Source organism: Phaeobacter sp. JH20_02 (genome assembly GCF_048056915.1).
GTDB classification, from domain to species: domain Bacteria; phylum Pseudomonadota; class Alphaproteobacteria; order Rhodobacterales; family Rhodobacteraceae; genus Phaeobacter; species Phaeobacter bryozoorum.
This window is the reverse complement of record NZ_JAYMVP010000023.1, coordinates 231158-243325: the sequence shown is the minus strand read 5'-3', so window position 1 is coordinate 243325 and position 12168 is coordinate 231158. Positions and strand designations below refer to the sequence as shown.

Below are 12168 nucleotides of genomic sequence, written 5' to 3'. Positions count from 1 at the left end.
GGCCGCAGCCCCTGCGGCCGTCACGCATTACAACGAAGAGGCACACCGTGAAACGCGCCGGATTCTCGACCAAGTGGATGCCGATCCTGCTGCTGATGCCGCAGCTCGTCATTATCGCTATTTTCTTCTATTGGCCCGCCTGGCACGCAATCCAGTCGTCCTTTTACCTGCAGGATCCGTTCGGGTTTGGCTCTACCTTTGTCGGTCTGGAAAATTACACCGATCTTATGGGGAACAGTGAATATCGCCGCGTTGCGGTATTCACGCTTGTATTTACGGTTTTGGTGACCTTCTTCTCGCTTGCGATTGCACTGTTGCTGGCGGTGAAGGCGGACAATGTCCTGCGCGGCGCGCGCACCTATCGGACCCTTCTGATGTGGGTCTATGCGGTCGCCCCGCCGGTTGCCGGCTTCATTGGTCTGATCATGTTCGACCAGAGCTGGGGACCATTAACGCGGCTTGCCGGTTTCTTTGGCTGGGACTTTGTTCTGGGCGTGAACTTCAACGATACCGCAGCCGCGATGGTTCTGGTCTCGGTCTGGAAACAGATTCCGGTCAACTTCATCTTCTTCCTGTCCGGTTTGCAATCCATCCCGCGTTCCGTACGTGAGGCGGCTCTGATCGACAACGGATCGGCGACCAGCCGGTTCTGGGATGTGACGTTCCCGCTGCTTGCGCCGACGGGTTTCTTTCTCCTGATCATCAATATCACCTATGCCCTGTTCGACACCTTCGGCATTGTCGATACACTGGTGAAGGGCGAGCCGGGCAACAATCCGATGACCCTTGTTTACAAGGTTTATGTCGATGGTTTCCGTGGCAATGACCTTGGCGGTTCCTCGGCACAGTCGGTGATCCTGATGGTTCTTGTCCTCGCGCTTACGGTCTTCCAGTTCCGGCTGATTGACCGTCGGATCCACTATACCTGAGGGGGCTGACATGGCTGACCAAACACCCGTTCAAACGCCGCGCCGCTCCATCAACTGGGGGGCCGTTGGCGACCACACCGTTCTGATCCTCGGCTCGCTCTTCATGCTGGTGCCGCTGATCATGGTGGTGATGACCACAACCGTGCCGGATGTGGATATCATCAAATACGGACCGCAGCTGAAGATCGGCGACCAGTTCGACGAGAACTTCAACAAGGCGATGTTCGAGGCCTCCGGCTTTTCCGGGGCCAACACCGGCACGCGGATGCTGTTCAACTCCTTTGTTCTCGGCATCGGCTTTGCGCTTGGGAAGATCCTGATTGCGATGATGGCGGCCTATGCCATCGTCTATTTCCGCCTGCGGTTTGCCACGCTGGCATTCTGGGTGATCTTCACCACGCTGCTGCTGCCGCTGGAGGTCCGTATTCTGCCGTCCTATGAGGTGGTGCAGCAGCTGGGCATGCTCAACACCTACCAGGGTCTGATCATCCCGTTGATTGCGTCTGCAACCGCAACCTTCTTCTTCCGCCAGTTTTTCCGGTCTGTGCCGGAAGAGCTGGTCGAGGCTGCGCGCATTGATGGGGCTGGGCCGGTGAAGTTCTTCATCGATATTCTGGTGCCGCTGTCGCGGACCATGATTGCGGCCATGTTCATCATCATGTTTGTCTTTGGCTGGAACCAGTATCTCTGGCCCACCATGATCACCACCGAAGAGGACATGTATACGCTGGTGCGGGGGATCAAACAGATCACCCAGACCCTCGAAGGCACCAATGTCCCCGAATTCGGTCGCGCAAATCTTCTCGCCGTGATCGCCATCCTGCCGCCCGTGGCAGTCGTCATTTTCTTCCAAAGCTGGTTCGTCAAGGGCCTGACGGAATCCGATAAGTAAGGACTTCAAATAATGGCTCAGGTTTCCCTGAATTCTGTACGCAAGGTCTACCCCAATGGGGTCGAGGCCGTCACTTCCTCCAGCTTCAAGATCGAGGATGGCGAATTCGTCGTCCTGGTCGGCCCATCGGGCTGCGGCAAATCCACGTTGCTGCGCATGATTGCCGGTCTGGAGGATATCACCGAAGGCACGCTGGAAATCGGCGACCGGGTGGTCAACAATGTCGATCCGGCGGATCGCGATATCGCGATGGTGTTCCAGAACTACGCGCTCTATCCGCATATGACGGTGCGCAAGAACATCGCCTATGGCCTGAAGAACCGCAAAACCCCCGAGGCTGAGATCAAGCAGAAGGTGGCTGAGGCCGCCAAGATGTTGAACCTTGAGGAATATCTGGACCGCAAACCCTCGCAGCTGTCCGGCGGTCAGCGCCAGCGGGTTGCCATGGGGCGCGCCATCGTGCGCGATCCGGCGCTGTTCCTGTTTGATGAACCTCTGTCGAACCTTGATGCCAAGCTGCGCAACCAGATGCGGATTGAGATCAAGGCCCTGCAACGCCGTCTGGGCGTCACCTCGATCTACGTGACCCACGATCAGGTTGAGGCGATGACCATGGCGGATCGCATCATTGTCCTGAACGGTGGCCGGATCGAACAGATTGGCACCCCGTCTGAGATCTATCACAATCCGGCGTCGGTCTTTGTCGCCTCCTTCATGGGCGCGCCACCGATGAACCTGGTTGATGCCACGATCTCCGATGGTCAGGTCACCCTGCCGGATGGTGTGGCGATGGGGGCACTGGATGGCGCCGCATCAGGTGCCGTCAAGCTCGGCATCCGCCCCGAGGATGTGCAGCTGGTCAGCGAAGGTGGTATTTCGATCAACGTTGAACTGATCGAAGAACTGGGCGCACATCGCCTGCTGCATGGCCATCTCGGCGGGCAGCCGTTCACAATCCACGTCCTGAAGGACATTCCGGTTGATCCCGGACCCCATCAGATCTCGGTGGATCCGGCGGCGATCTGCCTGTTTGATGCAGAAAGCGGCAAACGCAGATGACCGAGGTCCTGGACAGTCTGCCGCCGGTTTCCCCCGAGATGCAGGCCCGGATCAAGGCAGCGCCGCGCACTGCAGAGGCGCATCGCGCGCTCATGGCAGAGGTGCCGGCGATGGCCGCCTTGCAAGGCGGTGGTAAGGGTCATCTGGAGGCGCTGGCCTCCTCGGTGTCGGTTGTGGCCTGGAACGTCGAGCGCTGCCTTTTTCCTGAGGATACCGCGGGCCACATCCGCCCGCTGGCGCCGCAGGTTGTCCTGCTGTCAGAGGTCGACCATGGCATGGCGCGTACCGGTCAGCGCCACACCACCGAGGAGATGGCTGCCGCACTCGACATGGCTTATGTCTTTGGTGTGGAATTCCACGAGCTGGATCTGGGTGGGCCTACAGAACAGGCGTTTTGCACCGATGATTTCAATCTGTTCGGCTGGCACGGTAATGCCATCCTGTCTGCGGTCCCGCCGGAACGGGTGACGCTGATCCGGCTGGATGATCACGGGCATTGGTTCGCCTCGGATGAGGTGCCGGCTGACCCGGACCAGCCGCGCCTTGGTGGCCGCATGGCGATTGCCGCGGTTCTACCGACTGAGGCTGGACCGATCTGCGTGGTTTCCACCCATCTGGAGAGCAACGCCGACGCAGCCCATAGGCATCAGCAGTTTGACAGGCTGCTCCGCGCCATCGACGCATTTGCGCCGGATATGCCGGTACTGATTGGCGGTGATCTGAATACAGGCAATCACCTGCCGCCTGATTTCGACTGGCAGCGCGAGACGCTGTTCGATCTGGCCCGTTCCCATGGCTACGGCTGGAGCGCGACCCCGGATGGTGTCACCACCCGTCCCAGTCTCATCACGCCGCATCCTGATCGGCAGATGAAGCTAGACTGGTTCTGCACCCGCGATATGCGCGCGACCGAGAGCCGGCTGCTGTCTTCGGTTGATCAGAATGGTCGCCCGCTGTCTGATCATGATGCCGTCTGGTGCCGCGTCGCGCTCGATTGATGCCGGCACTGGCCTGATCCATTGACCGGGCGGCATGTGTCCGGCCGGTCAAGGCCCTGAGGTGCTATACGCCCGCGGTATTAAAATACACGCCTGATTATCGGCGGCAGGTCTGCTGTCGCGTGATAAACAGGGCGCATGTTGTTTGATCTTCCTGACCACGAAGCGCTCTATCAGGCGCTGCTGAACCGCGATGACCGTTATGACGGGCAGGCCTATGTCTGCGTGGCCACGACCGGCATCTTCTGTCGCCTGACCTGTCCGGCACGCAAACCTAAGCGGGAGAACTGCCAGTTCTTCGGCAGCGTCGGCGAATGTATCGAAGCCGGGTTCCGGGCCTGCAAACGATGCCACCCGCTGCGCCCGATGGCAGAGGCCGATCCGGCAGTGGCCAGCCTGTTGGCCGCCTTGGATCAACGCCCGGAGCACCGCTGGAGCGAGGGTGATATCCTCCGCATGGGTCTTGATCTCTCGACGGTCAGGCGCAGCTTCAAGCGGCAGTTCGGCATGACCTTTCTTGAGATGGCGCGCCAGCGCCGTCTTCGCGAAGGCTTCACCGTGCTGTCAGACGGCGGCAAGGTCATTGAGGCACAGTTGGATGCGCAATTCGACTCTCCCAGTGCGTTTCGTGCGGCCTTTGCCCGGTTGCTGGGCAGGGCGCCCGGCAGCCTGACCCGCGAAGGCCTTTTGCTGGCCGATTGGATCCCGACACCGCTCGGCGACATGATCGCAGTCAGCAGCCGGACTGAGTTGCACCTGCTGGAATTTGTGGAGCGCAAGGCGCTGAAGGGCGAGCTGGACAAGCTGCAAAAGGCGGTGAAGGGCGATCTTGGTATTGGTCCGACACCACCCGGAGAGCAGATCCGTGCGGAACTGGATGCGTTCTTTGCCGGGATCTCCGCCCGGTTTGAAACGCCGCTGGCCTATCACGGGACACCTTTCATGCAGCAGGTCTGGGATGCCCTACGCCAGATCCCGCCCGGCGTGACGCGTAGCTACTCGGAGATCGCGCGCCAGATCGGACGTCCAGAGGCGACCCGCGCTGTTGCACGCGCCAATGGTGCCAATCAGATCGCGCTGGTGGTGCCCTGTCACCGGGTGGTCGGGGCTGATGGGTCGCTGACCGGTTACGGCGGCGGTCTTTGGCGCAAACAGCGCCTGCTGGATATCGAGCGGCAGTATCGCGCGCCCGTCCGGCATACCGCCAGATCCTGCAAGTAAGGGCGGGAAAGGGCGCCCGGATGCCCAGCAAAGGCCTATCGGCGGTTTCCCAAGCCCCGGCAAATCTGTAGAAGGCGGTAACGCCACTCAGAGCCGGAGCCTGAAACCATGTCGACGCCCAAACCTGTTGTTCTGTGTATCCTTGATGGCTGGGGTAGCGCCGATCCGGGAACCGCCAACGCGCCCTATCTGGCCAAGACGCCGACGCTGGACGAGATTGCGAAGACATGCCCGACAGCACGGTTGATCACGCATGGGCCGGACGTCGGCTTGCCGACCGGGCAGATGGGGAACTCCGAGGTGGGGCATACCAATATCGGTGCTGGTCGCGTAGTGGCGATGGATCTGGGCCAGATTGATCTCGCAATCGAGGATGGCTCATTCTTTGACAATGACGCGCTGCAAGCCTTCATTGCGAAGATGAAGCAGACCGGCGGCACGGCCCATCTGATGGGGCTGGTTTCGGACGGTGGCGTGCACGGCCATATCACCCATATCATTGCGGCGGTAAAGGCGATCCGCGATGCCGACGTCCCTGTCTGGCTGCATGTGATGACGGATGGCCGCGACGTGGCCCCGAAATCTGCTGCCGGTTTCGTCGCTGCCCTGCAATCGGAACTGGCGGCTGGCGCGCGCATCGCAACAGTGACAGGCCGTTACTACGCCATGGACCGCGACAATCGCTGGGAGCGGGTCAGCCAGGCTTATGACGCAATGATCCATGCCAAAGGCCAGCACCGGGCAGCGACAGCGGAGGCTGCTATTGAGGCCAGCTATACCCGCGAGGAGTTCGACGAGTTCATCAAGGCGACAGTGATCGAGGGCTATGATGGCGTGAAAGATGGCGATGGCCTGTTCTGCCTGAATTTTCGTGCCGACCGCGCCCGCGAGATCCTGCGTGCGATTGGCGAGCCGAGCTTTGATGCTTTTGACACCGGCGCACGCCCGGATCTTGCGGCGCTGCTTGGCATGGTGGAATACTCCGAAGGCCACAACAGCTATATGCAGACCGTGTTTCCCAAACGGGCCATCGTCAACACCCTGGGGGCATGGGTGGCAAAACAGGGCAAGCGCCAGTTCCGTCTGGCCGAGACCGAAAAATACCCGCATGTGACCTTCTTTCTCAACGGTGGCAAAGAGGATCCCGAGGACGGCGAAGATCGCGCGATGCCGAAATCGCCGCAGGTGGCGACCTATGATCTGCAGCCGGAGATGTCGGCGCCAGAGGTGACGGAGCGCTTTATCGAGGCTATCGAAGCGGGGTATGACCTGATTGTCACCAATTATGCGAACCCGGATATGGTGGGCCATACCGGTGATCTCGACGCTGCGATCAAGGCCTGTGAGGCCGTGGATCAGGGTCTTGGCAAGGTCGTGGCCGCGCTGACGGCGGCGGGCGGCGTCATGCTGGTCACCGCCGATCACGGCAATTGCGAGGTGATGGTGGACCCCGAAACAGGCGGGCCGCACACCGCCCATACCACCAATCTTGTGCCAGTCGCGCTGGTTGGTGGGCCGACAGGCGCAAAGCTGCGCAACGGTCGGCTCGCGGATCTGGCCCCAACCGTGCTGGAGCTGATGGGCCTTGCGAAACCGGATGAAATGACTGGAGAGAGCCTGCTCGTATGAGGCCTGCGTTTGGCATCACTGGACTGTCGGTAATCCGGCGCGCCCTGCTGATATCGGCGGCGTCGCTTGTCCTGCCGATCCTGGCCGGGACTGCGGCGGCCGCGGATAATCCCGCCGCTGCCGCGCAGCAGGCCGCCAACCAGCTGGAAGCCGCGACGCTGGCCTTGCAGGACGCCGAAAGCGCGCGCGACCGGGTTGCCGCGCTGACCGAGACGGTGCGTGCCTATGAGGCGGGTCTTGCTGCGATGCGCGATGGGCTGCGTCGTGTGGCGCAGCGCGAGGGCCAGCTGGCGGCCCAGCTGAAGGCGCGCGAGGACGATGTGGCGGATCTTCTCGGCGTGTTGCAGACCATTGAAACCTCGCCGCCGCCGGTGTTGATGCTGCACCCCTCAGGCCCTCTTGGCGCGGCGCGCTCCGCCATGACACTGGCAGAGGTGACACCGGCGCTTCAATCGCGCGCAACCGCACTGCGTCGCGACCTTGAGGAGGTCCAGACCTTGCGCCTGTTGCAGCAGAACGCGGCGAATACGTTGCAGGAGGGGCTTAACGGTGTGCAGGAGGCGAGGGCGCAATTGTCTGCCGCTATCGCCGACCGGACCGACCTGCCGCGCCGCTTTACCCAGGACCCGGTGCGGACGGCTATTCTGATTTCATCCACTGAAACCCTCAGCGGATTTGCCAGTGGGCTTGCTGAAATCGCCGAAGGCGAGATTGCAACGACAGACGCTGATATCAGCGCCCTGCGGGGTGAGTTGTCGATCCCGGTCGAAGGGCTGGTTCTGCGCGGCTACGGCGAGAAAGACGCCGCAGGCATCGCCCGGCCCGGCTGGCTTGTTGCGGCACGTCCGCGCGCGCTGGTGGTCTCTCCCACGGCGGCAACGATCCGCTATCAGGGGCCGCTTCTGGATCTTGGCAATGTGGTCATTCTTGAACCACAGCCGGAGACACTGTTTGTACTCTCCGGGTTGGCTGAGGTTTACGGCACCATGGGCGAGGTCATCCCGGCAGGAACCCCGGTTGGCCTGATGGGGGGCAAAAGCCCCGAAATCGGTGCCATTTTGTCACTAAGCGGTGAAGGGGCTGGAACTGACCGCACAGAAACGCTCTATATAGAAGTGAGAATGGACAACAGTCCGGTGGACCCCGAAACCTGGTTCCGCACCGACAAGGATGGAAATTAGTTCATGAGAAAATTTGCGATGGCCGCGGTGGGCGGCACGCTGGCAGGAATCCTTGCCACCACCTATGTAGCTGAGCCGCTTCTGGCTCAGGAAGGCAGCCGAGAGGCCAGCGTCTATGAACAGCTGGATCTTTTTGGCGACATCTTTGAACGCATCCGCGTGCAATATGTCGAAGACGTCGATGAGACCGAGCTGATCGAAGCCGCCATTGGCGGAATGCTGGCCTCGCTGGATCCGCATTCCAGCTATCTGTCGCCCGACGATGCCACCAAGATGCGGGTGCAGACCCGTGGTGAATTCGGCGGTCTCGGGATCGAGGTCACGCAGGAAGAGGGCTTTGTCAAAGTTGTCTCTCCGATCGATGGAACACCGGCGGATGAAGCCGGGATCGAGGCCGGTGATTTCATCACTCATGTGGATGGCGAAAGTGTTCTTGGCCTTTCGCTGGACGATGCGGTTGAGCTGATGCGGGGGCCGGTTGGTTCCGAAATCATCATCACCGTTGTGCGCGAAGGCGAGGCGGAGCCGTTTGACGTCTCGATCATCCGCGACACGATCAAGCTGACAGCGGTGCGGGCGCGGACCGAAGACGACACTGTCGTGCTGCGACTGACCACATTCAACGATCAGACCACGCCGAACCTGGAAGCCGGGCTGAAAAAACAGCTCGAAGAAGCCGGTGGTATGGATAACGTCAACGGGATCGTTCTGGACCTGCGCAACAACCCCGGTGGCCTTCTGACACAGGCGATCAAGGTGGCCGACAGCTTCCTCGACAGCGGTGAGATCGTCTCGACCCGCGGTCGTAACCCCGAGGACGGCGAGCGGTTCAACGCTACGCCGGGCGACCTTGTGGACGGCAAACCGATTGTGGTGCTGATCAACGGTGGATCGGCGTCTGCATCGGAAATCGTTGCAGGTGCCCTTCAGGACCATCGCCGCGCCATCGTGGTCGGCACCAAATCCTTTGGCAAAGGGTCTGTGCAGACGGTGATGCCGCTGAAAGGGGAGGGTGCAATGCGCTTGACCACGGCGCGCTATTACACACCCTCCGGGCGCTCCATTCAGGCCTTGGGTGTCTCACCCGATATCGTCGTGGAACAGCCCCGACGCACCCCGGATACCGAGGAGGAGGACGAGAAGGCCTCCGCAGCACGCCGGACCCGTTCGGAGGCCGACCTGCGCGGACGTCTGAACAATGACAGCCTTTCCGAGGATGAAATCCGCCAGATCGAAGAAGACCGCGCCAAGGCCGAGGCCGCTGCCGAACGTCGCGAAGAGGATTATCAGCTGGCCTATGCCATCGACATTCTGAAAGGTTTGTCGAAGCTGGGGCCGGAGCAGCAGTAAACACCACCTCGCAGATATGACCCATGATAACCGCCCCGGACCTGTTCCGGGGCGGTTTCAGTTTGACCATCTTGATCGCAAATGGGGTTTGGCCAGGGCGGGGCGGCTCACGCGCGGGGCGGTTTTCCCGCAATGATATCGCGACGAAACCGGCGTGGTGGCAGCCCGGTGCCCCGGGTAAAGACGCGGCTGAAATGAGCCGGGTCCGAATAGCCCAGCTCGTAGGCGATTTCTGCCGCACTCAGCGCGGTATAGATCAAAAGTCGCCGCGCCTCGCGCAGCATCCGCTCACTGATAAGTTGCGAGGCTGGCTGACCGGTAGCCTGATGGCAGATCCGATTGAGGTGTGTTGTCGAAACGGCAAGTTCGCGCGCATAGTCGCTCACTTGACGCCGTTTGCGGAAATCCCGGTTCACCAGTGTTTCGAACCGCGCAAACAGCTGGTGCGCCTTGGGGCTCGCGTTGCGATATCGCAAGGCGCCGATAGACTGCGCGACAGTGCCGGTAAGCGCGCCGACAAGCCCGCGCAGGATCTGGCGGCGTGCAAATCCATCGGTTTCATAGGCGTCCCGGATACTCTCGACAAGGCGCTCCAGAGGTGCATCCAGCGGGGTGATGGTTGCGCGGTCTAGCGTGGTCAGGACATCGGGAATGTCATCAAGTACCTGATCAATAAGGTCTGATGTCAGGGTCAGCACCCAGCCGCAGGTGTCACTGTTAAAGCGGAAGCCATGCACCGCACTGCGTGGCACATTGATCACGCAAGGCGGTGTCAACTGTTGAACGATGCCATCCAGGGTAGCCTCACCGCTGCCCCGCATCAGCACGATCAGTTGGTGAAGCCGCGCGTGGCGGTGTGGTTTCAAAGCCCAATCATGCAGCGAGGAACGCGCCTCGATGCTCTCGATATGCAGAAGGTCTGCCAGCTCTCCATGCTCTCCAAACAGGGAGTAGGTATTGATAGCGTATTCTTCGCTCATGTGCGAAATATACAAGAAATCGGCGGTAGGGTCTATTCGCAACCCTGCGTTCTCCGGGCAAGATATGGATGCGAACAGGAGAGAACCGGAATGCCGAACCAGACAACACAGGTGGTCATTGTAGGGGGCGGCCCGTCTGGCTTGTTGCTCTCGCAACTGCTGCACCGGGCCGGTATCGATACGATTGTGCTTGAGCGTCAGACCCGCGACTATGTGCTTGGTCGCATTCGTGCCGGTGTGTTGGAACATGGGTTTGTGGACCTGATGCGCCGGGCAGGAGCCAATGCGCGTATGGACCGCGAAGGCGTGGTTCATCACGGATTTCACATTGCTCATCAGGGCCGCCTGGACCGGATCGACCTTTCGGGCAGAACCGCCGGTCAAACCGTCATGGTCTATGGCCAGACCGAGGTCACGCGCGACCTCTACGACGCCCGCGATGCCATGGGCGGGCAGATCATTCACGAAGCGATGAATGTCGCCCTTCATGATATCCAGTCGGATCAACCCTATGTCACCTATGAGTTGCAGGGCGAAACCCGCCGGATCGATACCAAGTTCATCGTCGGGGCGGATGGGTTTCATGGCGTCAGCCGTCGCTCAATTCCAGCGGATGTGCTGCGTGAATATGAGAAGGTCTACCCTTTTGGCTGGCTTGGCGTGCTCTCACAGACGCCGCCCGCAACGGCTGAGCTGATCTATGCCCGCCATGAACGCGGATTTGCCCTGTGCTCGATGCGCAATGCACAGTTGAGCCGTTACTACATTCAGGTGCCGCTGACCGACCGTGTCGAGGATTGGAGCGATGCGCAATTCTGGGAGGAGTTGAAGAGGCGCTTGCCTGCGGATGTTGCGGACAGTCTGAAAACCGGCCCCTCGATTGAGAAATCCATCGCCCCGCTGCGCAGCTTCGTCGCAGAGCCGATGCGCTACGGCGCGCTGTTACTGGCAGGCGATGCGGCGCATATCGTGCCACCCACCGGGGCCAAGGGGCTGAACCTCGCGGCATCTGATATCTACTATCTGTTCGAGGGGCTGTCGGATCATTTCCAGCGCGGCGATGACGGCGCGCTGGACAGCTATTCAGAGCGCGCACTGGCGCGGATCTGGAAGGCGGAGCGCTTCAGCTGGTGGATGACCAACCTGCTGCATCGGTTCCCCGACATGTCGCCGGCGGATGTACGATTGCAACAGGCCGATCTCGACTATCTGTTTTCCTCCGATGCGGCCCAGGCCTCTCTGGCGGAAAACTATGTCGGCCTGCCTTATTAGGCTCTACCCCAGGCCACTGTCAGCCGTTTATCCGGCCGGTGGTCCTGTTCCGCCAGATCCATAAGCGCACCGCCGAAATCGGCAAAGGAAATCTGTGACTGGCCTTCGTGATCGGTGACCAGCGTGTCAGTTCCCCAGGCGTACCGCCCCTTGCGCGGTCCCTCGTGTAGCATCGCTGGCGGGCGCAGGCAGGTCCAATCCACATCCGGTGTGGAATCCAGTAACTGATCCTGCGCAGCGCAGGCTTCCGCGATCGGGCGCACCGCTTCGGGCAGAAAACCAGGTGCGCTCAGCACGGTCTCGCCGCTGCCATCTGCAAGCTTCAACAGAGCGGCGCCACCGGTGATGAGGGCAGGGATGCCGGCGGAGCGGGCGGCATTCAGGACCGCCCTGGTCAGATCCACCAACAATGCATCCTGCCCGGGCAGCGGGCGGAGGGCGCTGATAATGATCTGGTGTTGCCGGGCCAGCCCCGCCAGCTGGTCTGCACTGGACAGAACATCCAGCGCAACGGCGGTGACCCGGGCGTCGCCGCTATGGCCTGACCGTTCAGGATGACGGGCGACGGCGGTCACGGTATGGCCGCGTTCGATGGCCTGTTGCAGGGTCGCACTCCCGACATCGCCGGTCGCCCCAAAGAGAAGAATATCCATTTCA

11 protein-coding genes are annotated in these 12168 nt (G+C 61.0%); 9 read left to right on the top strand and 2 right to left on the bottom strand.

All coding sequences use genetic code 11. The features are described 5' to 3' along the window. Nucleotides 1-47: 47 nt before the first annotated feature. The 8 genes from VWY34_RS13415 (at nt 48) to VWY34_RS13380 (ending at nt 9259) form a co-directional block, all read left to right on the top strand. Nucleotides 48-929 carry an ABC transporter permease subunit gene (locus VWY34_RS13415; RefSeq protein ID WP_340544181.1) on the top strand — a complete coding sequence of 294 codons (882 nt, stop codon included), beginning with the start codon at nt 48-50 and terminating at the stop codon, nt 927-929. A gap of 10 nt (nt 930-939) precedes the next feature. Beyond that, the gene (locus VWY34_RS13410; protein ID WP_416536387.1) at nt 940-1821 is read left to right on the top strand and encodes an ABC transporter permease subunit; all 882 of its coding nucleotides are present in this window, start codon (nt 940-942) and stop codon (nt 1819-1821) included. A gap of 12 nt (nt 1822-1833) precedes the next feature. Continuing rightward, a complete protein-coding gene (locus VWY34_RS13405; protein WP_416536388.1) occupies nt 1834-2880 on the top strand; it encodes an ABC transporter ATP-binding protein in 1047 nt (348 codons plus the stop codon). Then, complete coding sequence (locus VWY34_RS13400) at nt 2877-3878, top strand: endonuclease/exonuclease/phosphatase family protein (protein ID WP_416545634.1); 1002 nt, start codon at nt 2877-2879, stop codon at nt 3876-3878. The genes VWY34_RS13405 and VWY34_RS13400 overlap by 4 nt, the downstream gene beginning before the upstream one ends. 138 nt (nt 3879-4016) lie before the next feature. Further along, the gene (locus VWY34_RS13395; RefSeq protein ID WP_416537150.1) at nt 4017-5099 is read left to right on the top strand and encodes a bifunctional transcriptional activator/DNA repair enzyme AdaA; all 1083 of its coding nucleotides are present in this window, start codon (nt 4017-4019) and stop codon (nt 5097-5099) included. Nucleotides 5100-5207: 108 nt separating this feature from the next. Next, nucleotides 5208-6728 (top strand): 2,3-bisphosphoglycerate-independent phosphoglycerate mutase, encoded by a 1521-nt coding sequence (gene gpmI / locus VWY34_RS13390; RefSeq protein WP_416536391.1) that lies wholly within the window; start codon nt 5208-5210, stop codon nt 6726-6728. Then, nucleotides 6725-7909: a murein hydrolase activator EnvC family protein gene (locus VWY34_RS13385; RefSeq protein ID WP_340544189.1), complete on the top strand. Its 1185-nt coding sequence runs from the start codon at nt 6725-6727 to the stop codon at nt 7907-7909. Before gpmI ends, VWY34_RS13385 begins: the two co-directional genes overlap by 4 nt. A 3-nt stretch (nt 7910-7912) precedes the next feature. After that, nucleotides 7913-9259 carry a S41 family peptidase gene (locus VWY34_RS13380; RefSeq protein ID WP_340544191.1) on the top strand — a complete coding sequence of 449 codons (1347 nt, stop codon included), beginning with the start codon at nt 7913-7915 and terminating at the stop codon, nt 9257-9259. Nucleotides 9260-9366: 107 nt separating this feature from the next. Here VWY34_RS13380 and VWY34_RS13375 read toward each other — a convergent pair whose 3' ends face one another. After that, the gene (locus VWY34_RS13375; protein ID WP_416545632.1) at nt 9367-10239 is read right to left on the bottom strand and encodes a helix-turn-helix domain-containing protein; all 873 of its coding nucleotides are present in this window, start codon (nt 10237-10239) and stop codon (nt 9367-9369) included. A gap of 90 nt (nt 10240-10329) precedes the next feature. Here VWY34_RS13375 and pobA point away from each other — a divergent pair, with 90 nt between their 5' ends. Then, on the top strand, nt 10330-11511 hold the full coding sequence (gene pobA / locus VWY34_RS13370) for a 4-hydroxybenzoate 3-monooxygenase (protein WP_416545630.1): 1182 nt from the start codon (nt 10330-10332) through the stop codon (nt 11509-11511). Here pobA and VWY34_RS13365 read toward each other — a convergent pair. Further along, nucleotides 11508-12164, bottom strand: coding sequence for an NAD(P)-dependent oxidoreductase (locus VWY34_RS13365; protein ID WP_416536394.1), 657 nt, complete (start codon nt 12162-12164; stop codon nt 11508-11510). The genes pobA and VWY34_RS13365 overlap by 4 nt on opposite strands. Nucleotides 12165-12168: the final 4 nt, after the last annotated feature.